This window comes from Microbacterium sp. 05N427, assembly GCF_056397105.1.
Genome location: NZ_JBFTMT010000004.1, coordinates 97110 through 116472 on the forward strand (window position 1 = coordinate 97110; position 19363 = coordinate 116472).

A 19363-nucleotide genomic window follows, 5' to 3' on the forward strand; every position below is an offset into this window, starting at 1 on the left:
GACGGTCGTGCGCCGAGCGCGGACCGCGTCAGTTCTTGTCGTCGGCTTCGCGCTCCAGGCGCGCGCGGGTCTCCTCGGCCGACTCGATGCGGATGTCCTTGGCGCGCTCGTCGAGCGGCGTGTGCTCATCCAACGGGGTCTGCTCGTCCAGCGGCGTGTGCGTCTCCTCGACGGCGGGCGCGTTCTGCTCCTCGTCGACGACGCGCAGGATCGCCTGCGAGTGCACCTCGATAACCACGCCGGGCGCGATCTCCACGCGAGCGGGGCGGTCCAGGTTCTCGGGGTCGAACTCGACGATGGTGCCGTAGAGGCCGCCCTGGAGCAGCACCTTGGCGCCCGGGATGGTCTGCGTGGCCTTCTTCTCCTGCTCCTCCTTCATGCGCTTGTTGCGGCGGCGGGTGGAGAACACCATGAAGACGAGCAGGATGGCCAGAACGAAGAAGAGACCGTACTGCGAGAAGAAGGTCGCGAGATTCATGCGAAGAGGTGCCTTTCGGGGGCGCGCGCCAACGGTGGGACGCAAAAGGGTGGGGACAGTGAAAGTCTCCAGCGATTATAGGTCATCGAACAACGCGACCCCTTCGGGGTGCGCGATGCCGAGATGCGCGTACGCCTCGGGCATCGCGATACGCCCGCGAGGCGTGCGGCCGAGGAAGCCGATCCGTACGAGGTACGGCTCGACGACGCTCTCGATCGTGTCCGCCTCCTCGCCCACCGAGACGGCGAGCGTACTGAGGCCCACGGGGCCGCCGCGGAAGCGACGGACGATCGCGTCCAGAACCGCTCGGTCGAGGCGATCCAGCCCGATCCGGTCGACGTCGTAGAGCTCCAGGGCTGCCCGCACATCCTCGACGGAGGCCGAGGAACCTCCGCCGTGAACGAGCGCGTAGTCGCGCACGCGCCGCAGCAGGCGGTTGGCGATGCGCGGGGTGCCGCGCGACCGTCGTCCGATCTCCGCCCGGGCCACGGTGGGCACGCCGACGCCGAGAACGATGGCGGAGCGCTCGACCACCCGCTCCAGCTCGTCCGCCTCGTAGTACTCCAGGTGCGCGGTGAAGCCGAAGCGGTCCCGCAGCGGGTTCGGCAGCAGTCCGGAGCGCGTGGTGGCGCCCACGAGCGTGAACGGGGCGAGCTCGAGCGGGATGCTCGTCGCCCCGGCGCCCTTGCCGACCATGATGTCGATGCGGAAGTCCTCCATCGCGAGGTACAGCATCTCCTCCGCGGAGCGCGCCATCCGGTGGATCTCGTCGATGAACAGCACCTCCCCCGGAGTCAGGCTCGAAAGCAGCGCGGCGAGGTCACCCGCATGCTGGATCGCGGGGCCGCTCGACATGCGCAGCGGTCGGCCGCTCTCATGCGCCACGATCATCGCGAGCGTCGTCTTGCCGAGTCCCGGAGGACCGGAGAGCAGGATGTGGTCGGCGGGCCGGTCCTGGATCCTCGCGGCCTCGAGCAGCAGCTTCAGCTGCCCACGGACCTTGTGCTGTCCGACGAACTCGGCCAGGCTCGTCGGGCGCAGGGCGCCCTCGATCGCGAGTTCGACCTCATCGACGGCCTCGCCGGAATCCTGGAACTCAACCACGGGCGGTTCCACCCTGGGCGGGTCCGAGAGTCGCGAGCGTGCGCCGCAGCAGCAGCGCGACGGATCCGCGTTCGGTCTCGCTCGCCTCGGTGGTGCTTCGCTCGGCGGCCTCGGCGGCGACRCGCTCGGACCAGCCGAGGCCGATCAGGGCTGCGATCAGCTGGGTGCTGATCTCGTCCGGGAGCGACGACGACGCGGGCGCCGCGGCCGGAGCGTGCAGCTTACCCGTGAGCTGGACCACGATCAGCTTGGCCGTCTTCGGTCCGATCCCGGACACGCGGCGGAACGGCGCGTCATCGTCTGCAGCAACCGCGGACGCGATCTGATCGACGGACAGGTGCGAGAGTACGCCCAATGCGGACTTCGGCCCCACCCCCGTGACAGAGAGCAGATGGCCGAAGACCTCGAGCTCGGCGGCATCCGCGAATCCGAAGAGCGACAGCGCGTCTTCGCGGACGATCAGCGACGTGTGCAGGCGCAGCTCGTGCCCGACACGGGCGGTGTGCGCGACGTCGCCCGGCACGGCGACCGAGAAGCCGACTCCTCCGACCTCGATGATGACGGAATCCGTGGTCGCGGACAGCACGGTGCCACGCAGGGAGGAGATCATGAAACCAGTCTATGCACGGGCTCGTATGTATGTTCGAGCGACACGCTCCGCATCGGCCCAGGCCTTCTGCGCGGGAGTCTGCGCATCGCCCTCCGCCGTTGCGCCCGTCGCGGGAGATCCCCGCCACGCGTGGCAGAGCGCGATCGCGAGGGCGTCGGCCGCGTCGGCGGGTTGCGGCGGGGCGTCGAGTCGCAGGATGCGCGCGATCATGGCCTGCACCTGCTTCTTGTCCGCGGAGCCGTAGCCGGTCACCGCCGCCTTGACCTCGCTCGGCGTGTGCGTGGCTGCGGGGAGTCCGTGCTCGGCGGCGATGAGCAGCGCGACGCCGCTGGCCTGCGCTGTCCCCATCACGGTGTGCGTGTTCTGCTGCGCGAACACGCGCTCAACGGCCACCGCGTCGGGTTCGTGCTCGGCGATCACCGCACGTATCCCCGCGGCGACCGCCGCGAGCCGCTCCCCGATCGGCGCGTCCGGAGGCGTACGGATCACGCCCACGTGCACGAGGGTGCCGCGGCGCATCGGATCGACATCGACCACGCCGACGCCGCAGCGCGTGAGGCCGGGGTCGATGCCCAGTATCCGCCGTACTCCCGTCATCCCTCCAGGCTAGGCGCCGTTCCGCCGCTCGGCGCCGAGGCGCGCGGCCAGCCCATCGCCGTCTGCGCGCGGTCCATGAGTCTGTCGAAGACCCCCTACCGGTCCCTGAGCCTGTCGAAGGGACACTGCCGATATGACGAGTTCTCCACAGGCCGCTCCGCCTCGACTGCTTCCGGCGAGAATTGCTCGATGGCATGGACCTACATCCTCGAATGCGCAGACGGATCCTTCTACACGGGCAGCACCGCGCTCGAGGACATCGAGGCCCGGATCTGGCAGCACAACAACGACCCGGACCGCAGCGCGAACTACACGCGCAGGCGACGTCCCGTGCACCTGGCGTATGCCGAGCAGTTTGATCGCGTTGACGACGCTTTCGCCCGCGAGAAGCAGATTCAGGGCTGGTCGCGAGCGAAGAAGTTGGCGCTGATCCACGGCCGCGGCGAAGACCTTCCCACGCTGGCTCACCCGGCCCGCCTGCCTTCAACGCATCGTCCCGATGAATCCAGCGATGACTCTTCATCGTGGTGGTCACTTCGACAAGCTCAGTGACCGGTGCCGGGTTCGGGAAGACCGCGAAGGGGCCGGCGACGCACCAGCGCCCGCCGACCCCTTCGGATCAGATCTGCTTACTCGTCGTTCTCGAGCTCGGCCTGCACGTCGGCAGGGAGGTCGAAGTTCGCGTAGACGTTCTGCACGTCGTCGCTGTCCTCGAGCGCGTCGATGAGGCGGAAGATCTTGCGGGCCGCATCGGCGTCGATCTCGACCTTGAGGTTCGGGACGAACTCGACATCCGCCGACGCGTACTCGATGCCCGCCTCCTGCAGCGCGGTGCGCACCGCAACCAGGTCGGAGGCCTCTGTGATGATCTCGAAGCCCTGCGCGTGCGGCTCGATCTCCTCGGCGCCCGCCTCGAGAGCCGCCATCATGACGTCGTCCTCGGTGGTGTTCTCGCCCTCGACGACGATGACGCCCTTGCGGGTGAAGTTGTAGGCGACGCTGCCGGGGTCGGCCAGCGTTCCGCCGTTGCGGGTGAGTGCGGTGCGCACCTCGGCCGCAGCGCGGTTCTTGTTGTCGGTCAGACACTCGATCATGAGCGCGACGCCATGGGCGCCGTACCCCTCGTACGTGATCGACGAGTACTCGACCGACTCTCCGCCGATGCCGGCACCGCGCTTGATGGCGCGGTCGATGTTGTCCTTCGGGACGGAGGTCTTCTTGGCCTTGAGCACAGCGTCGAAGAGCGTCGGGTTGCCCGAGAGATCAGCGCCGCCGAGCTTCGCGGCGACCTCGATGTTCTTGATGAGCTTGGCCCACGACTTCGCACGGCGCGAGTCGATGACGGCCTTCTTGTGCTTGGTCGTGGCCCACTTGGAATGCCCGGACATATGTCTCCCGCTCGTATCAGCCTCGCGGTCCATCCCGCCAAGGCATCGTCCATTCTAGAAGATCCGCGCTCGAGGCACAGACGGACAGCGCGCAGAACGACGGGACTACGCCGCTATTCGGGATCGCCGAGCGTCGACCAGCTCCAGGAATCGGGCGTGCAGGCGCGTCTCGCCGTTCATCTCCGGGTGGAAGCTCGTGCCGAGAAGACTGCCCTGCTGCACCGCGACGACGCCGCCGTCGGGCAGCGTCGCGATCGCCGTCACCCCGGGACCGACCCGGGTGATGAGCGGCGCCCGGATGAACGTCGCGTCCACCGGATCGTCGATCCCGACGACGGTGAGCTCCGTCTCGAAGGACTCCACCTGCCCGCCGAACGCGTTGCGGGCGACGGTGACGTCCAGCCCGCCGAACGTCAGCTGACCGTCGATCGCGCCCTCGATCTCATCCGCGAGCAGGATCAGTCCCGCGCATGTTCCGTAGACGGGCAGGCCCTCGGCGATGAGCGCTCGCAGCGGCTCACGCACGCCGAAGATCCGGGACAGCTTGTCGATCACGCTCGACTCGCCGCCGGGGATCACGAGCCCGTCCAGCCCGTCCAACTGCTCGGGGCGGCGGACGAGAACCGCCTCCGCCCCGAGCGAGGTGAGGATCGCGGCATGCTCGCGCACATCTCCTTGCAGCGCGAGCACGCCGATCCGCACAGGTGCTGTCACCAGCCGCGCTCCGCGAGACGGTGGGGTGCAGGCAGGTCGGACACGTTGATGCCGACCATGGCCTCACCGAGTCCGCGCGAGACCTGAGCGATCACGGCGGCGTCGTCGTAGGCGGCGGTCGCCTTGACGATCGCCGCGGCACGCGCAGCCGGGTTGCCCGACTTGAAGATGCCGGATCCGACGAACACGCCGTCGGCGCCGAGCTGCATCATCAGGGCGGCGTCGGCAGGAGTCGCCACTCCCCCGGCCACGAACATGACGACCGGCAGCGCACCCTTCTCGGCGACCTCGGCGACCAGCTCGTAGGGGGCCTGCAGCTCCTTCGCCGCGACGTAGAGCTCGTCCTTGGAGAGCGTCGTGAGGCGTGCGATCTCGCCGCGGATCGTGCGGATGTGCTTCATCGCCTCCGAGACGTCGCCGGTGCCGGCCTCGCCCTTCGAGCGGATCATCGCCGCACCCTCGGTGATCCGGCGCAGCGCCTCACCCAGGTTGGTCGCGCCGCAGACGAAGGGAACGGTGAAGCCCCACTTGTCGATGTGGTTCACGTAGTCCGCGGGCGAGAGCACCTCGGACTCGTCGATGTAGTCGACGCCGAGCTCCTGCAGCACCTGGGCCTCGACGAAGTGGCCGATGCGCGCCTTGGCCATGACCGGGATCGACACGGCCGAGATGATGCCGTCGATCATGTCGGGGTCGCTCATGCGCGACACGCCGCCCTGCGCGCGGATGTCGGCAGGCACCCGCTCGAGCGCCATGACGGCGACGGCGCCCGCGTCCTCGGCGATCTTCGCCTGCTCCGGGGTGACGACGTCCATGATGACGCCGCCCTTGAGCATCTCGGCGAGGCCGCGCTTGACGCGACCGGTTCCGGTGGTCGATTCGGGTGCAAGTTCTGTCATAGGACAGATCATACGCTGTCTGCAATGCAATCCCGCACTGCGCAGACAGTGGCGCGGACGCCTCCGCTCAGATGAGAGGATCGAGGGATGCTGAAGGTGCTCTCCATCCAGTCGGCCGTCGCGTACGGCCATGTCGGCAACTCCGCGGCTGTGTTCCCGCTGCAGCGCATCGGCGTCGAGGTGCTCCCCGTCTACACGGTGAACTTCTCCAATCACACGGGTTACGGCGCCTGGCGCGGCCCGCTGATCGCCCCCGACGACGTGCGTGAGGTCATCACCGGCATCGAGGAGCGCGGCGTACTCGGCGAGGTCGACGCGGTGCTCAGCGGCTACCAGGGCGGCGAGGGCATCGGCGACGTCATCATCGACGCCGTGGCCAAGGTCAAGGCCGCCAATCCGAACGCGGTGTACGCGTGCGACCCCGTCATGGGCAACGCCACGTCGGGATGCTTCGTCGCCCCTGCGATCCCCGTGCTGCTGCGCGACAAGGTCGTGCCCGTCGCCGACATCATCACCCCGAACCAGTTCGAGCTCGGCTTCCTCACGGGTACCGAGCCGGACACGCTCGAGTCCACCCTGGCGTCCGTCGACGCCGCGCGCGCCATGGGCCCGAACACGGTGCTCGTGACCAGCGTCGCGCGCCCCGACCGCGAAGAGGGCACGATCGAGATGCTCGCCGTGGACGACAAGGGGGCCTGGCTCGTCGCCACCCCGCATCTTCCGATGAAGGCGAACGGATCCGGCGACGTCACCGCCGCGCTGTTCACCGCCCACTACGTGCGCACGGGCGACGCGAAGACGGCACTCGAGCTGACGGTGTCGAGCGTGTTCGAACTACTGAAGCTCACCCTCGAGTCGGACGAGCGCGAGCTGCAGCTGATCCCCGCGCAGGAGGCGTACGCCAATCCGCCGCGGCAGTTCGCAGCCCGCCAGGTGCGCTGAGCACCCCGCGATCACGCGGGCCAGGCGGCCGCGACCGTGTTGCGCACGTCGCCGAGCAGCTGCGGCAGCGCCTTCGTCTTCGCGATGATCGGGAAGAAGTTCGCGTCGCTGTTCCATCTCGGCACGATGTGCTGATGCAGATGCGCATCCACGCCGGCGCCGGCGACGGCGCCCTGGTTCATGCCGATGTTGAAGCCGTCGCAGCGCGACGTCGCCTTCAGCACGCGCATCGCAGTCTGCGTGAGCGCGCCGATCTCGGCGACCTCTTCCGTAGTGGCCTCGTCATACGTCGCGATGTGGCGGTACGGGCAGACCAGCAGGTGACCGGAGTTGTACGGGAACAGGTTCAGCAGCACGTACGCCGTGCGCCCGCGAGCGACGATCAACCGCTCCTCGTCGGGGTGCTTCGGAGCCTCGCAGAACGGGCACTCCTCACGCAGCGGCTCCGGGCCCGCCTGGATGTAGGTCATCCGGTGCGGCACCCAGAGGCGCTGGAACTCGTCTGGGACGCCGGCCAGGTGCGCAGCGTCTTCCAGCCGCGCATCCTGGGCGGCGGCGTCCCCGTCGACGGTCATGCCAGATCGCCCGCCGTCTGGATCAGCACGTGGCTCTCGATCGCCCGGCGCACCCGGTCGACGGCGTCGGCGAGTGGCACGCCGTTCTCCTGAGTTCCGTCGCGGAAGCGGAACGACACCGTGCCGGCGGCCCGGTCCTGCTCCCCCGCGATCAGGATGAGCGGGACCTTGCCCGTGGTGTGGTTGCGGATCTTCTTCTGCATGCGCTCATCGGAATGGTCGACCTCCGCACGGACGCCGGCCTCGCGAAGGGCTGCGACGGCGTCATCGAGGTAGTCCGCGAACTCGTCCGCCACGGGGACCCCCATGACCTGCACCGGCGAGAGCCAGAGCGGGAAGTCGCCCGCGTAGTGCTCGAGCAGAATCGCGAAGAACCGCTCGATCGAGCCGAACAGCGCGCGGTGGATCATGATCGGGCGCTTCTTCTGCCCGTCCTTGTCGGTGAACTCGAGTCCGAACCGCTCCGGCAGGTTCGGGTCGACCTGCACCGTGGACAGCTGCCACACACGGCCGATCGCGTCGGTGGTCTTCAGATCGATCTTCGGACCGTAGAAGGCCGCCTCGCCCGGAACCTCGGTGAGCTTGAGCCCGGACGCCAGCGCGACGTTGCGGAGCGCATTCGTCGAGTAGTCCCAGAACTCGTCGGATCCGATCCACTTCTCCTTCTCGTCGTCCCGCATCGAGAGCTCGAGCTCGAAGTCATGGAGGCCGAAATCGCGCAGCATGGAGAGGATGAACTCGAGGACCTTCGTGACCTCGGTCTCCAGCTGCTCCGGCGTCACGAACAGGTGCGAGTCGTCCTGGGTGAAGCCGCGCACACGGGTGAGCCCGTGCAGTGCGCCGGAGAGCTCGTTGCGGTAGACCGTGCCGTTCTCCGCGAGGCGCAGCGGTAGGTCGCGGTAACTGCGCGCCCGCTCCTTGTAGATGAGGATGTGCATCGGGCAGTTCATGGGCTTCAGGAAGTAGTCCTGGCCCTGCTTCGTGATGTGCCCGTCCTCGTCGCGCTCCTCGTCCATCCGGATCGGCGGGAACATGCCATCGCGGTAGGTGACGAGGTGGTTGGAGGTGAGGAACAGATCCTCCTTGGAGATATGCGGCGTGTACACGTAGTTGTACCCGGCGGCGATGTGCCGGCGGCGCGCATGCTGCTCCATCTCGCCGCGGATGATGCCGCCGCGCGGGTGCCAGACCGACAGGCCGGATCCGATCTCCTCAGGGAAGGAGAAGAGGTCGAGCTCCTTGCCCAGGCGACGGTGGTCGCGCTTGGCGGCCTCCTCGAGTCGCTGCTGGTACGCGCGCAGCTCGTCCTTCGTCGGCCAGGCCGTGCCGTAGATGCGCTGCAGCTGCGGGTTCTTCTCGGATCCGCGCCAGTAGGCCGCCGCGATGCGCGTGAGGTCCCAGCCGTTGCCGATCATGCGGGTGCTCGGCAGGTGCGGGCCGCGGCAGAGGTCCTTCCAGACGACCTCGCCGTCCTTGGAGACGTTGTCGTAGATGGTCAGCTCGCCCTCGCCGACCTCGACCGAGGCGCCCTCGGTCTTGTCGGCGCCGGGGCCCTTGAGACCGATGAGCTCGAGCTTGAACGGCTCGCCGGCGAGCTCGGCGCGCGCCTCATCGTCGCTGACGACGCGGCGCACGAAGCGCTGGCCCTCGCGCTGAATGCGCTGCATCTCCTTGGAGATCGCCTTGACGTCCTCCGGGGTGAACGGCGTGTCCACGCCGAAGTCGTAGTAGAAACCGTCGGTGATCGGCGGGCCGATGCCGAGATTGGCCTGCGGCTTGATGCGCTGCACGGCCTGTGCCAGCACGTGTGCGGTGGAGTGGCGCAGGATCGCGAGGCCCTCTGGGCTGTCGATCGTGATGGGCCGGACGTCGTCGTCCTCGTTCACGAGGGCCGCGAGGTCCTTCTGCTGGCCGTTGACGAGCATGGCGACGACGGAGCGGTCGTTGAAAGGACCGTTCGCGCCGTAGAGCGCAAAGCCGTCGCAGGGGTAGGAAGGCAGTTCAGGGGCGGACGCAGGGTTCTCAGACAAAGGAAGTTCTCCAGTTTGGCGATGGTCTCGGCTCAGCTTCGGACGCGTTGGCGCCCCGCCCGCTCAGGCCCTGAGAGTTCGCGTGCCGGCGACCGCGACAACGGTCGCGTGCGTCAGCCGGGCGAAATCCATAGGAGAATCCTACGCCGCCCTCTCCGGCGCTCCGTCCACGGCGCGGCTCAGCGCCTCGTCGAGGTGCCGCTGCGCCAGCCGCCATCCCCCGGCCTCGTACGCGACCACGACGAAGACAGGGCCCGCCAGCACGACCAGCAGGCACGCCCACAGAGGGAGCCCCGCGAAGGCCAGCAGGATCCCGAGCAGCGGCAGGACCATCGCGATCGCATGCAGAGGAAGCCCCTTCATGAGCGAATGCACGAGGTAGGAGTGCAACAGCGATATCGACACCATGAAGACGATCACCGGGATCGCGATCATGAGGATGACGACGGGCGCCGCCAGYGGATCCTCATGCCGGTAGGCGAACCCGATCGTGTGCAGCCCGGCGCCGACGGCCGCGACGCTCGCGAAGATGAACGCGTGCCCGTAGCCCCACACGAATGACCGCTGCCGGTGCACGGCGAGGATCGGGCCCGAGGGCATCATCGTGTATGACCACCACAGGGCGAAGGTCATCGCGACGCCCGCGCCGATCACGACGATGGCGTCTCCGCTCCAACCCTGCTCGTGGGAGACCTCTTGCGCGGCGGCGATCGTGCCGATGACGGTCTCGCCGAGGGCGATGATCGTCAAAAGCGAATACCGCTCTGCGATGTGGTGCGCATGCCACGGCGTGCCGCGCCCCTCCCCCTGTCCCTTGCGCTCGGAGACAATCGGCCCGCCCAGCTCGATCAGCCAGCACGCCGCTGCGGCGGCGAATGCAGCGCCGAGGGGCAGCGGAGCCCAGGCGACGATGACCCACCCGACCTGGGCGACGGAGACGAACACCACATAGGTGAGCGCGTGCCGACGATAAGCGGGGTCGCGTGACGCGCGCAGCCACTGGGCGATGAGTCCGACGCGCATGACGATGTACCCCGCCACCATCACCCGGTTGTCGAACGCGCCGTCCGTCTCCAGGGATTCGAACATCGCGGGCAGGCCGATGGCCAGCACGATCACGCCCGCCATCTGCACCATCGTGAAGAGCCGGAACAGCCAGTCATCCGTGTCGAACGCCGAGGCGAACCAGGAGAAGTTGATCCACGCCCAGATGATCGCCGCGACCGCGAAGGCGAACGCTCCGACCGCGGCTCCCCCATGCCCCGCCGCGACGCCCTCCGCCAGCTGCACCCCCGCGACCCCGAAGGCCGCTGCGAAGACCAGGTCGTAGAGCGCCTCCAGTGGGGTGGCAGCCCGGTGCTTCTCGTGAGGGGCGCGCCCGCGCATCGGGCTCAGCCCGTGCCGGTACCGTTCGACCGCGTTCGTCATGCTCTCCCCCAGTGCCTTGGAATCTGCAGCGTCAAACCTAGCGCGAGCCGGGATCCGCTCGGTTGCGCCTGCGTTCAAGTAGTGCGAGTGCCGCGGCGACGGCCTTGATGACCGGGATCTCGCCGAAGCGATAGTTGTCGGCGCGGATGAGCCGCGCGGCCAGATCGGGTCGTTGCGCGCGCAGCAGCCCTCTGGCGCGCTCAGCGTGCAGCGCATTCGACACGATGGCGATCTCGTCCGCATCCTGGAGCAGCGGGATCGAGTTGCGGATGTTCTCCTCGGTAGAGCGGCTCTCGGTCTCCAGGAGCGGCCGCGCGTGGTAGCCCTTCTCGATGGCATAGCGAGCGAGAATCCTCGCCTCGGGCTCCGACCCCCGCACCGCCCCGCCGGAGAAGATCAGGACGTCGTGGTCGCTTCGCAGCGTGCGCAGACCGACGCGCACCCGGTAGCGGTTCACGGCGTTCGCCCGCGGTCCGTGGTTGCCGAATCCCAGCACGAGCACCGTGCGCCGGGCGCCGGCTCGGCCCGCCTCGAGGCCACGCGTGCTCGCTCGCTCCGAGATCAGTTCGCCCCAGAGCAGGAAGCCGATCCCCGCCGCGGCCACGACCCACGCAGGCACCACGAGGACGGACTTCCGCATGCGAACAGGCTAGACACCCTGAGAACAGGGGCGGCCGGCGACGCGCACCGGATACGACAAAACCCCCGGGAAGACCGGGGGTTTTCGTCTGTGCGCGATACTGGGATCGAACCAGTGACCTCTTCCGTGTCAGGGAAGCGCGCTACCGCTGCGCCAATCGCGCCTGTTCAGGCTATTCAGTTTATGAGAAGCGAGGTGGCGACGGGATTCGAACCCGTGTAAACGGCTTTGCAGGCCGGTGCCTAGCCTCTCGGCCACGCCACCATGTGGATTCGTACCCACATGCCGAAGCCCCCGAAGGGGCTCCAGCACTGGAGCGGATGACGAGACTCGAACTCGCGACCCCAACCTTGGCAAGGTTGTGCGCTACCAACTGCGCTACATCCGCGTTTTGTGTTTCCCCGGTGTCCCGGGCACTTGAAATACATTAGCCGAGGTTCGAGGCTTCGCCAAACCGGGGCCCGTTCTCGGGCGTGTCCAGTGGGGTTCCGTAGGGAGCACGGGAATCGCGCCCCCTCCGGAACGCCCTCGGCCGCACCCTGGACTCAGTCGACGAGTGCGCCCGCCGATAGGTTCGCGATCGCCCCCGTCATCGAGGCGGCCCGCTCCGACGCGGCGAACGCGAGATACTCGGCCACCTCGTCCAGCACCGGGAGCCGGCCGAGCAGCGTGGTGCCCGCGAGCCCGCCGACCCATTCATCCATCGGGACGTCGCCGGCCGCCGCGATGCGGCCGAACATCTCCCGCGTGTAGGACGTCTCCAACGCGTCGGAGATCGCGTGCGGACGCACGCACACCACCCGCACCCCGTCGGGCCCGACCTCCCCCGCGAGCGCCCGGGAGAAGCCCTCGAGCCCCGCCGACTGCGCCGCGTTACCGATCAGCCCCCGTCCGGTCAGGCGGGCTCCTGGTGTCGAGATCGTCAGGATGACACCGCCGTGCTGCGCGATCATGTGCCGCGACGCGGCCTTCGCCGTGACGAAGTTCGTCTGAAGGTATCCCAAGACGGGATGCAGATAGTCATCGAGCGACGTCTCGCCGATCGGCAGCCCCTGCACATGGTCGAAGCCGACCGCGTTGAGCGCGACATCGATGCGCCCGGCTTCGTCGGCGACGTCGTCGGCGTGCCGGTCGACGGCGGCCTGATCCATGGCGTCGACGACGGCGACCGAAACCTCCGCTCCCTCAGCCCTGGCCGCGGATGCCGCAGCCTCGAGGCGAGGAAGCGACCGCCCGGCCAGGAACAGCCGCGCGCCCTCTCGTGCGAAGACTCTCGCCGCCGCAGCACCGATCGACCCGCCACCGCCGTAAATCACCGCGACCTTGTTCTCGAGCAGCATGATGCCGCCTCCTATCCCATATTGTTGTGCAACTGCAGGATTGCACAATTGGGATCATTGGCGCAACCGTTGGATTGCAGTTCGAAAGGGGACGGATCTAGAGCCCCTCGGCGATCTCCTTGATCGCCGACAGCCGGCTCTCCCACCTGCGACCGATCTCGTCGAGCCGCCGCGCGGTCGCGTTGAGCTCCGCGCCGACGACGCGGTAGCGCACCTCGCGTCCCGCGCGGAAAGGCTCGAYGAGACCGACCTCCGCGAGCACGGTCAGATGCTTCGCGATCGCCTGTCGGGACACAGGGAATCGCTCGGCGAGGGCCGACGCCGAAGCGTCCCCCTCCCCGAGGGCGGCGAGGATGCTCCACCGCGTCTCGTCTCCCAGCGCAGCGAAGACCGAGACGAGCGACGCAGTCATTCGTCGCTCCCGAACAGCGCGACGAGCTTGTCGAGCTCGATGTCCCAGCCCCGGCGGTGACTGTCGAGGTTCGAGAGCGGGTCCGAGGTCCGCTCGAACCCCGATTCGACGACCGTGAGTCGCGTGCCCTCCCCCTCCGCCTCGAGCGTGAAGGTGAACACGGTCGAGTTCTCCTCATCGATCTCGTCCGGCAGCCGGCCGAGGGCGTTGTCGTTGCTCCAGCGGTAGGTCACCGACCGCGGGGCATCGATCGACTGGACGCGGATCGGGACCACGCCATGATCGTCGAAGGTCATCGTGCCGACACCTGCGCCATCGAGTACGGTGCGCCCGAACCAACGCGAGAGATACTCCGGTTCGGTGATCGCGCGCCAGACCTTCGCCGCAGGCGCGGCGATGGCGATGCTGCGCGTGACCATGAACGCCCCCTCATCGACGACGGTGGGCGGCGTGCGGTCCGCGCTCTCCATGGGCGTGCCTCCTATGGCGGTGCAGAGGGCCATGGCGCGACTCCTCTTGCAACCGACAGGTTACAGCAGCGGTGAGCGTGGCGGACCGAGGAAGACGAAAGCCCCTGGTCTCGACCAGGGGCTTTCCGTGGTGGGCGATGCCGGACTCGAACCGACGACCTCTTCCGTGTGAAGGAAGCGCGCTACCAACTGCGCCAATCGCCCCGAAGGGTTTTGCGTGCCCTGAGGCACAAGAAAAGAGCATACCCGATCGACAGGCCGCCCACCGACAGCCTCCGTCGGCCGGGCGTGGCGCATCACGGGCCGGATCCCCGGCTGCGATCCCTCGGTTTCGCATCGATGTCGGAGGGGCCGGATACCGTCTCGTCCGTGAGCAGCACAGACCTGATCGAAGAGCTGGACGAGATGCAGCGGCGAGCCGTCGAGCACGGCGAAGGGCCGCTCGTCGTCGCCACCGGCGCCGGGACGGGGAAGACCCGCGTGCTCACCAGCAGGGTGGCACGGCTGATCGACACGGGCGTTCCGCCTGAGCGGATCCTGCTCCTCACGTTCACGCGGCGCGCCGCCGCCGCGATGACGTCACGCGCGGCCGCGATGGTCGGCGACACGGGCCTCGCTCAGCGCATCGCCGGAGGGACGTTCCATGCCGTCGCGCACCGCGTCGTCGCCGAGTACGCGCAGCATCTGGGGCTGGCCGACGTCACGGTGCTGGCGCCCGACGATGTCGTCGACCTTCTCGATCTCCTGCGCAGCGAGCACGGCCTGGACGGCACCGACCGGCGGATGCCCACGACCAGGGCGATGGCCGACATCGCCTCCCGCGCCGTGAGCCTGGAGAAGCCCGGCCGCGAGGTGATCTCGGACCAGTTCCCCTGGGCGCTCGGGCACGCGGACGAGATCATGGGGCTCCTGCGCGCCTACGCGCAGCGCAAGCGGGCGCGCGGATTGCTCGACCTGGACGATCTCCTCGTCGCGTGGCGCGCGCTGGTGCGCGACCCCCACGTGGGTGCGAGACTGCGCGCACGCTGGGACTGGGTTCTCGTCGACGAGTACCAGGACGTGAACCGCGTGCAGGCGGACATCGTGCGGGGGCTGGCGCCCGACGGTCGCGGCCTGACCGTGGTGGGCGACGACGCGCAGGCGATCTACGGCTTCCGCGGCGCCGGCGCAGGGCAACTGCAGGAAGTCCTCGACAGCCATCCCGATGCCGAGCTCATCCGGCTGGAGCGGAACTTCCGCTCTACGCAGCCGATCCTCGACCTCGCGAACGCGGCGCGCCCGGAGGACTTCCCGATCCGGCTCGTCGCGGACCGGGCGGGAGCCGGACCCCGACCCGAGCTCGTGCGGTGCGAGAACGCCGATGACGAAGCCCGCGCGATCGCCGACCGGATCCTCGCCGCGCACGCCGACGGCGTGCCGCTGCGAGAGCAGGCCGTGCTGATGCGCACCGGGTCGCACAGCGCGATGCTCGAGGTGGAACTCAAGGTCCGCGATATCCCGTTCGTCAAATTCGGCGGCATCGGCTATCTCGAGACCGCGCATGTGCGCGACCTCCTGGCCGCGTTCCGGGTCGTGCTCAATCCGTCCGACGAGATCGCGTGGTACCGCCTGCTCACGCGGCACCGCGGCCTCGGGAAGGTCAGCGCTCGGCGGCTCGCCGGCATCCTCGCGGATCAGGGCATCGCCGGAGGATCCGAAGCCATCGCCGCAGCGCCTCCGACCGCCCGCGTCGGGCTCGCCACGACGCTCTCGCTACTGGGCGTCGTCGATGCCGAGTCCCCGGTGTCGGAACTGGTCGAGGCCTGTCATGACACCGTTTCAGGACTGTTGGAGCAGCACTACCCCGATTGGCAGCGCAGGGCATCCGATGTCCAGGAGATCGCGGAAGCCGCGGGACGCCAGACCGACCTCCGCACCTTCGTCAGCGAGCAGGCGATCGATCCCGTGACGCGGGCAGGAGACTGGGCTGCGCAGCCGCATCTGGACGAGGACTGGGTGACGCTGTCCACGATCCACTCCGCCAAGGGCCTGGAGTGGTCGCACGTCCACCTCCTCCGGGCAACGGACGGCGCGATGCCGTCCGACATGGCCCTCACCTCGCACGCCGGTCTGGAAGAGGAGCGGCGCCTGTTCTACGTCGGGCTCACCCGCGCGCGCGACGCGCTGAGCGTCTACGCTCCGGCGACCCTGCCCACGCACCCGACGTCGTTCACCGCGCGCCACGTGCAGGCCAAGCCGAGTCGGTTCCTGACGAGCGCGGCGCTCTCTTGCATGACGGTGCTCGACGCGCGGATCGCCGACCCGAGCCGGAAGGACACGACCCCGGGGCCTCGCGTCGCCCTCGGCGAGCTCGACGCGCTGTTCGCCTGACACTCGAAGCGCGGCCGTTCAGGGCAGGATCTGCACCGTCTGCCGAGCGATCTCGAGTTCCTCGTTCGTCGGCACCACCAGCACCGTCACCCGGGACGCATCCGTCGAGATGACACGGATCCCCGCTCCCCGCGCCTCGTTCCGCGCAGGGTCGATCTCGACACCGGCGAACCCCAGCGTCGCCATCGCCTCCCGACGCACGCGGGCGTTGTTCTCGCCCACCCCGGCGGTGAACGAGATCACGTCGACGCCGCCGAGCTGCGCGATGTAAGCGCCGGCGTATGCCCGCAGGCGATGGATGTACACGTCGAAGGCGAGGGCCGCTGCCTCGTCCCCCGCCGCAGCACGGGCGAGGACGTCACGCATATCCGAGGCGCCGGCGAGCCCCTTGAGCCCGCTGCGGCTGTTCAGCAGCTCGTCGAGATCGTGGATCGTCATGTCGGCCCGACGGGCCAGCGCGAACAGCACGGCAGGGTCGAGGTCGCCGGAGCGCGTGCCCATCACGAGGCCCTCCAGGGGCGTCATCCCCATCGACGTCTCCACCGAGCGCCCGCCGCGCACCGCGGTCACAGAGGCGCCGTTGCCGAGGTGGAAGACGATCTGCCGCAGATCGTCCCTCTCACCGCCGACGAACGCCGCGGCCGCCTCGGACACGTACTTGTGCGAAGTCCCGTGGAAGCCGTACCGGCGGATCCGGTGCGCCTCGGCAAGCTCGCGGTCGATCGCGTAGGTGTACGCCGCCGGGGCGAGCGTCTGGTGGAACGCCGTGTCGAACACGGCGACGTGCGGCACGTCGGGGAAGGCGGCCTTCGCGGCGCGGATGCCCTGGAGCGCTCCGGGGTTGTGCAGCGGCGCAAGGGTCGACAGCTCGTCGATGTTGATCTCGACGAGCGGGGTGATGAGCGTCGGCTCGAAGAAGCGCGCGCCGCCGTGCACCACCCTGTGCCCGAGCGCCGCAGGCGGGGACTCCGCGAGCGACGGCCCGTGCGCTTCGAACGCGTCCAGCATCACCTGGAAGCCGGCCGTGTGATCCGAGATCGGCAGCAGCCGCTCAGTCTCGTTCCCCTGGGCATCGACGTGCACCGCGCGCCCCTCGGGCTGCCCGATGCGCTCGACGAGTCCCGAGGCGAGGGAGGCGCCACCGTCGACATCGATGAGCTGGTATTTGAACGAGGACGATCCGCTGTTGATGACCAGGACGATGCTCACGATGCGCTCCCCTGCTGGGCCTGGATCGCGGTGATCGCGATCGTGTTGACGATGTCTTCAACGAGAGCACCGCGGGAGAGGTCGTTGATCGGTTTGTTGAGCCCCTGCAGCACCGGCCCCATCGCCACCGCACCGGCGGAGCGCTGCACGGCCTTGTAGGTGTTATTGCCGGTGTTCAGGTCGGGGAACACGAACACGGTCGCCCGCCCGGCCACCGAGGAACCGGGAAGCTTCGCCCGCGCGACCGCGGCATCGGCGGCGGCGTCGTACTGGATCGGGCCCTCCACCGGAAGGTCCGGCGCGCGCTCGCGCACCAGCTCGGTCGCCGCGCGCACCTTCTCCACCTCGGCACCGGATCCGGAGTCGCCCGTCGAATACGACAGCATCGCCACACGCGGCTCGATGCCGAACGCGGTCGCCGTCGCCGCGGAGGAGACGGCGATGTCGGCGAGCTGTTCGCTGGTGGGATCCGGGATCACCGCGCAATCGCCATAGACCAGGACCCGGTCGGCAAGGGCCATCAAGAAGACCGAGGACACGACGGAGACCCCCGGACGCGTCTTGATGATCTCGAACGCGGGACGGATCGTGTGCGCGGTCGTGTGCGCGGCGCCGGAGACCATGCCGTCGGCCAGGCCCAGATGCACCATCATCGTCCCGAAGTAGGACACGTCGGTCACGGTGTCGGCCGCCTGGGCGACGGTGACGCCCTTGTGTGCGCGCAGCCGGGCGTACTCCTCCGCGAATCGCGGCACGAGGTCGGGATCCGTGGGAGACACGATGCGCGCGGCGTCCAGGTCGACGCCGAGTTCCCGTGCTCTTGCACGCACAGCACCCTCGTCGCCGAGGATCACGAGATCCGCGATCCCTCCGGAGAGGACCGCGCCGGCGGCGCGGAGCACGCGGTCGTCGCCGCCCTCGGGGAGCACGATCGTGCGCCGCTCGGTGCGCGCCCGGTCGAACAGTTCGTACTGGAACATCAGCGGCGTCACGACATCCGAGCGCGCGACGCCCAGCTGAGCGATCAGGGCCGGCACGTCGACGTTCTGCTCGAACAGCGCCAGCGCCCGGCCCACCCGGTGCGGGGCGTCCACGGAGAGACGGCCCGGCGCGTTCATGATGCGCACGGTGGTGTCGTAGGTGCCGTGGTCGGTCGCGATGATGGGCACGCGCGGCCCCAGACCATCCAGCAGCCGCTCGATCGGCTCCGGCAGCGCGAACGGCCCGTTCAGCACGATCGCGGCGATCGACGGGAAGGTTCCCGCCGCCTGCGCCAGCAGCGTGGCCAGCAGCACCTCTTCACGATCCGCCGGCACCACGACCACGGACGACTCGATCAGTCGTGGCAGCACGTTCACCATCGACATGCCCGCGATCACGACGTCGAGCACCTCCCGATCGAGGAGTTCTTCGTCGCCGCGGACCATCCGTCCCTCCAGCGCGGCCCGCACGCCGCGCACGGAGGGGGCGACGAGCGACCGATCCTCGGGGATCACCCATACGGGCACACCATCGTCGGCGCCTTCCGGCCGCTCCCCCAGCACCGCCGAGACCACCGCAGTGATCTGCTCCCGCTGCGCGGCATCGGCGCGGTTGACGACGATCGCGGACAGCACGGCCCGCTCCTGTGCCAGCTCGGCCATGCCGAGTCGGGCGAGCTGACCGAGCTGTGCGGGCGTGCGCGCCGCTGTGGCGCCGAGGCGCTCGCCGTGGCCGGCAGTGTCGCGACCACCGAGCACGAGCAGCACGGGCGCCCCGAGATTCGCCGCGATCCGCGCGTTGACCCCGAGTTCCGCGGGGGCAGCCACATCCGTGTAGTCGCTGCCCAGGATCACGACGGCGTCGCACTGCGCCTCGACCGTCCGGTAGCGCTGCAGGATCCGCCCCAGCGCCGCGTCGGGGTCGGCATGGAGCTCGTCGTAGCCGACGCCGATGCACTCGGCCGCGCTGAGCCCGACTTCGGTGCGGCTCAGCAGCATCTCCAGCACGTCGTCGGTGCCATCGCTCGAGCGGCTGACGGGACGGAACACCCCGACCCGGGCGGTGGCTCTGCTCAGCGCGTCGATCACGCCCAGCGCAATCAGCGACTTGCCGGAGTGACCTTCGATGGACGTGATGAGGATGCTCTTCGCCACGTCCTCAGCCTACGTGTCGCCT

The 19363-nt window shown here is 68.9% G+C and carries 19 protein-coding genes and 4 tRNA genes; 3 read left to right on the forward strand and 20 right to left on the reverse strand.

The genetic code is table 11. The annotated features are described in order from the left end of the window. Positions 1-28: 28 nt before the first annotated feature. The 4 genes from AC1DG4_RS05440 to ruvC form a co-directional block, all read right to left on the reverse strand. Positions 29-478: a preprotein translocase subunit YajC gene (locus AC1DG4_RS05440; protein WP_477381726.1), complete on the reverse strand. Its 450-nt coding sequence runs from the start codon at positions 476-478 to the stop codon at positions 29-31. 75 nt (positions 479-553) lie between these two features. After that, on the reverse strand, positions 554-1582 hold the full coding sequence (gene ruvB, locus AC1DG4_RS05445; protein ID WP_477381724.1) for a Holliday junction branch migration DNA helicase RuvB: 1029 nt from the start codon (positions 1580-1582) through the stop codon (positions 554-556). Continuing rightward, positions 1575-2192, reverse strand: a complete 618-nt coding sequence (ruvA, locus tag AC1DG4_RS05450) for a Holliday junction branch migration protein RuvA (RefSeq protein WP_477381722.1) — start codon at positions 2190-2192, stop codon at positions 1575-1577. The genes ruvB and ruvA overlap by 8 nt, the downstream gene beginning before the upstream one ends. Positions 2193-2201: 9 nt before the next feature. Next, positions 2202-2789: a crossover junction endodeoxyribonuclease RuvC gene (gene ruvC, locus AC1DG4_RS05455; protein ID WP_477381720.1), complete on the reverse strand. Its 588-nt coding sequence runs from the start codon at positions 2787-2789 to the stop codon at positions 2202-2204. A gap of 189 nt (positions 2790-2978) precedes the next feature. Between ruvC and AC1DG4_RS05460 the strand changes: the two genes are divergently transcribed. Continuing rightward, positions 2979-3341, forward strand: coding sequence for a GIY-YIG nuclease family protein (locus AC1DG4_RS05460; protein ID WP_477381718.1), 363 nt, complete (start codon positions 2979-2981; stop codon positions 3339-3341). A gap of 77 nt (positions 3342-3418) precedes the next feature. On the opposite strand, the gene AC1DG4_RS05465 is transcribed toward AC1DG4_RS05460, so the two are convergent. The 3 genes from AC1DG4_RS05465 to pdxS form a co-directional block, all read right to left on the reverse strand. Beyond that, entirely contained in the window at positions 3419-4177 is a 759-nt protein-coding gene (locus AC1DG4_RS05465) for a YebC/PmpR family DNA-binding transcriptional regulator (RefSeq protein ID WP_477381716.1), read from the reverse strand. Between the two features lie 105 nt (positions 4178-4282). Then, positions 4283-4891, reverse strand: coding sequence for a pyridoxal 5'-phosphate synthase glutaminase subunit PdxT (gene pdxT, locus AC1DG4_RS05470; protein WP_477381715.1), 609 nt, complete (start codon positions 4889-4891; stop codon positions 4283-4285). Next, positions 4888-5790, reverse strand: a complete 903-nt coding sequence (gene pdxS, locus AC1DG4_RS05475; RefSeq protein WP_477420483.1) for a pyridoxal 5'-phosphate synthase lyase subunit PdxS — start codon at positions 5788-5790, stop codon at positions 4888-4890. The genes pdxT and pdxS overlap by 4 nt, the downstream gene beginning before the upstream one ends. A gap of 90 nt (positions 5791-5880) precedes the next feature. On the opposite strand from pdxS, the gene pdxY reads away from it, so the two are divergent. Continuing rightward, a complete protein-coding gene (gene pdxY, locus AC1DG4_RS05480; RefSeq protein WP_477381832.1) occupies positions 5881-6732 on the forward strand; it encodes a pyridoxal kinase PdxY in 852 nt (283 codons plus the stop codon). Positions 6733-6743: 11 nt separating this feature from the next. On the opposite strand, the gene AC1DG4_RS05485 is transcribed toward pdxY, so the two are convergent. The 11 genes from AC1DG4_RS05485 to AC1DG4_RS05535 form a co-directional block, all read right to left on the reverse strand. After that, positions 6744-7307: an HIT family protein gene (locus tag AC1DG4_RS05485; RefSeq protein ID WP_477381711.1), complete on the reverse strand. Its 564-nt coding sequence runs from the start codon at positions 7305-7307 to the stop codon at positions 6744-6746. Continuing rightward, on the reverse strand, positions 7304-9232 hold the full coding sequence (thrS, locus tag AC1DG4_RS05490) for a threonine--tRNA ligase (protein ID WP_477381831.1): 1929 nt from the start codon (positions 9230-9232) through the stop codon (positions 7304-7306). Before thrS ends, AC1DG4_RS05485 begins: the two co-directional genes overlap by 4 nt. A gap of 246 nt (positions 9233-9478) precedes the next feature. Beyond that, the gene (locus tag AC1DG4_RS05495; protein ID WP_477381709.1) at positions 9479-10765 is read right to left on the reverse strand and encodes a low temperature requirement protein A; all 1287 of its coding nucleotides are present in this window, start codon (positions 10763-10765) and stop codon (positions 9479-9481) included. Between the two features lie 37 nt (positions 10766-10802). Beyond that, entirely contained in the window at positions 10803-11405 is a 603-nt protein-coding gene (locus AC1DG4_RS05500; RefSeq protein WP_477381707.1) for a YdcF family protein, read from the reverse strand. 91 nt (positions 11406-11496) lie between these two features. Further along, positions 11497-11568: transfer RNA gene (locus AC1DG4_RS05505), tRNA-Val, on the reverse strand. 30 nt (positions 11569-11598) lie between these two features. Further along, positions 11599-11669, reverse strand: a tRNA-Cys gene (locus AC1DG4_RS05510). 48 nt (positions 11670-11717) lie between these two features. After that, positions 11718-11793 (reverse strand) — tRNA-Gly (locus tag AC1DG4_RS05515). Positions 11794-11950: 157 nt separating this feature from the next. Beyond that, positions 11951-12745 carry an SDR family NAD(P)-dependent oxidoreductase gene (locus AC1DG4_RS05520; protein ID WP_477381705.1) on the reverse strand — a complete coding sequence of 265 codons (795 nt, stop codon included), beginning with the start codon at positions 12743-12745 and terminating at the stop codon, positions 11951-11953. A gap of 97 nt (positions 12746-12842) precedes the next feature. Further along, positions 12843-13157, reverse strand: a complete 315-nt coding sequence (locus tag AC1DG4_RS05525; RefSeq protein WP_477421117.1) for an ArsR/SmtB family transcription factor — start codon at positions 13155-13157, stop codon at positions 12843-12845. After that, positions 13154-13660 carry an SRPBCC domain-containing protein gene (locus tag AC1DG4_RS05530; protein ID WP_477381701.1) on the reverse strand — a complete coding sequence of 169 codons (507 nt, stop codon included), beginning with the start codon at positions 13658-13660 and terminating at the stop codon, positions 13154-13156. Before AC1DG4_RS05530 ends, AC1DG4_RS05525 begins: the two co-directional genes overlap by 4 nt. Positions 13661-13755: 95 nt before the next feature. Next, a tRNA-Val gene (locus AC1DG4_RS05535) sits at positions 13756-13831 on the reverse strand. A gap of 165 nt (positions 13832-13996) precedes the next feature. Here AC1DG4_RS05535 and AC1DG4_RS05540 point away from each other — a divergent pair. Further along, on the forward strand, positions 13997-15997 hold the full coding sequence (locus tag AC1DG4_RS05540; RefSeq protein WP_477381699.1) for an ATP-dependent helicase: 2001 nt from the start codon (positions 13997-13999) through the stop codon (positions 15995-15997). Positions 15998-16015: 18 nt separating this feature from the next. Here the strand turns inward: AC1DG4_RS05540 and AC1DG4_RS05545 are convergent, their stop codons facing one another. Both AC1DG4_RS05545 and pta read right to left on the reverse strand, forming a co-directional pair. Next, positions 16016-17206 (reverse strand): acetate/propionate family kinase, encoded by a 1191-nt coding sequence (locus AC1DG4_RS05545; protein ID WP_477381697.1) that lies wholly within the window; start codon positions 17204-17206, stop codon positions 16016-16018. Continuing rightward, positions 17203-19341, reverse strand: coding sequence for a phosphate acetyltransferase (pta, locus tag AC1DG4_RS05550; RefSeq protein ID WP_477381695.1), 2139 nt, complete (start codon positions 19339-19341; stop codon positions 17203-17205). The genes AC1DG4_RS05545 and pta overlap by 4 nt, the downstream gene beginning before the upstream one ends. Positions 19342-19363 lie beyond the last annotated feature (22 nt).